The organism is Nostoc sp. UIC 10890 (genome assembly GCF_054786515.1).
Genome location: NZ_JBSGKF010000132.1, coordinates 1 through 1,735, shown reverse-complemented (window position 1 = coordinate 1,735; position 1,735 = coordinate 1). Strand labels below are relative to the sequence as shown.

Below are 1,735 nucleotides of genomic sequence, written 5' to 3'. Positions count from 1 at the left end.
GTTAATTACAGCATATTTCAGGTAATCGTAATGAAAGACATCTCCGAAAAAGAATTGTTTTAAGGAGATAGTTGAAAGTGGGTTGACATTATTGATGAAAACTTATTAGTAGGGAGGTGAAGCCATGAATCAGTCTCATGAGGAAGACAAAGATAAATTCCTTTCCCCTCGTGGTCGCTACTACGGACAAGTTAAACCAGAAAACTTAGTGTTTAATGCTAACTTGCAAGAATTTGCTCAAAAAGTTGGCATGATCACCAGTTTAGAAAGCAATGGTAAGCTTGAGCCAGAAGATGCTTATCAGCAAATTAAGGAACTTTGGAAACAGTTAAAGCGCAGTAAGAAGGAACTGGGAATTGGCGAGGAGCCATCGGCAAGAGACTGAAGTTATTCTAATTTCGGGATAATCACCTCAAACTCATTGCGCCTGAGTGATACTAGAATATTTTCCTCATCTGAATCTACTTGAATAAGCCAGCGTATGCTTGATTGACCATCTGAGTCTGGCTCTCGACCACAAACAACCCCAACTTCTCCAGTTACATAGAAAGGACGTAGAATCAAAACTGTGTCTCCGACTTCAGGAGGGTCTGGGGTCTGCAATAGCGCTCCTAAAGGTTTTAGCTCTGAAAGATGGACTTATACAAGTGAAAGCTCTGTTGTATAACCTTATCTTAATCAAGGCTTAATTCCTAGCCAATCTTTTGTTAATGCTTGTGATAGGGTGCTTTGAGGCTAGAGCAGGACTTCACAAGGGGATGGACGGAATGGCACTAAGAAAAGATACAGCCCTTGCTCTGACTGGTTCCCACCCTCTAGGCTGGAAACCAATTCTGGGAGGCTCCGCCTCCAGTAGCTTAACAAGAGGCAGAGCCTCTTTTGAATACATTCCCAGCCTGGAGGCTGGGAACAAGGCTACACAAGCTTTTGGGCTTTTCTTAGTGCCATTCGGGATGGACGTTAACGTTAAAAATCAAATTCTCTGACTATCAACAAATCACTCGCAGTAAGACAATGCCTTACTACACCCGTGAATTAGATGCCATAATCAGCACAGCTACAGCAATGTTTGAGGCAGTTGAGATGGAAAATCGCAGTATTAGGTTGTTATGAATTGCACTGCCCAATCTGGAAAACGCGAAACAGGCACAGCCTACGATTGCTACCTTCAGGTAATGGTGCATTTATGTTTGACAAATGAGTGATAACCATTGGTTTACACGTATTCAGCTAAGGGTGTTGTATTGGGCTTAGTTTATTGCGTCTAATCCTTGTATAGTGCAGCTTTAAAAGTTTTTCGTTCTTTTTGCATAAAGTACAAAGCTCTAGCTGAAGAGTATTACATAGCACAAACGAATTATATTAGGACTTACGCATTGACATACTGGGGTTACTCCGCCGCCTGTAGATTTCAAATACTACAGAACCTCTGCTTAATCACGCACTAACCCGGCAGTAATGGAAAATAACTTTAGGAACATGGTATATAGCAATCCTCGAAAACTGCTGCTAACAAGCGTAGGAGTAATAGCGATCGCCTACATTTCAACTTGTCTATTTTTGTTTGTTCGGCAGCCTTATTTAATATTTCGCCCCACACCAAAAATCTTAACGCTACCTAGTTCACCGGACTTTTTTCTTCCTTACAAAGATGTGCGTTTACCTATTGTCGGCTCTAATGAATATATACATGGCTGGTGGATTCCAGCACCATTACCAAAAGAGAAAGTTTCTT

General features: G+C 41.4%; 4 protein-coding genes and 1 pseudogene. 4 read left to right on the top strand and 1 reads right to left on the bottom strand.

Annotation, left to right across the window (positions count from 1 at the left end):
• The first annotated feature begins 124 nt into the window (after positions 1–124).
• On the top strand, positions 125–385 hold the full coding sequence (locus ACWATR_RS39845) for a DUF7219 family protein (RefSeq protein WP_460345853.1): 261 nt from the start codon (positions 125–127) through the stop codon (positions 383–385).
• Between the two features lie 2 nt (positions 386–387).
• On the opposite strand, the gene ACWATR_RS39840 is transcribed toward ACWATR_RS39845, so the two are convergent.
• The gene (locus ACWATR_RS39840; protein ID WP_460345850.1) at positions 388–603 is read right to left on the bottom strand and encodes a hypothetical protein; all 216 of its coding nucleotides are present in this window, start codon (positions 601–603) and stop codon (positions 388–390) included.
• Between the two features lie 164 nt (positions 604–767).
• Between ACWATR_RS39840 and ACWATR_RS39835 the strand changes: the two genes are divergently transcribed.
• The 3 genes and pseudogenes from ACWATR_RS39835 to ACWATR_RS39825 form a co-directional block, all read left to right on the top strand.
• Complete coding sequence (locus tag ACWATR_RS39835; RefSeq protein ID WP_460345847.1) at positions 768–986, top strand: hypothetical protein; 219 nt, start codon at positions 768–770, stop codon at positions 984–986.
• A 28-nt stretch (positions 987–1,014) separates the two neighbouring features.
• A complete protein-coding gene (locus tag ACWATR_RS39830; RefSeq protein WP_460345844.1) occupies positions 1,015–1,113 on the top strand; it encodes a hypothetical protein in 99 nt (32 codons plus the stop codon).
• Positions 1,114–1,458: 345 nt separating this feature from the next.
• A pseudogene (locus tag ACWATR_RS39825) lies at positions 1,459–1,735 on the top strand (hypothetical protein); the annotation flags it as partial.

Coding starts and splice junctions, on each gene's coding strand:
- ACWATR_RS39845 (WP_460345853.1), top strand. CDS start 125: ATGAATCAGTCTCATGAGGAAGACAAAGATAAATTCCTTTCCCCTCGT.
- ACWATR_RS39835 (WP_460345847.1), top strand. CDS start 768: ATGGCACTAAGAAAAGATACAGCCCTTGCTCTGACTGGTTCCCACCCT.
- ACWATR_RS39830 (WP_460345844.1), top strand. CDS start 1,015: ATGCCTTACTACACCCGTGAATTAGATGCCATAATCAGCACAGCTACA.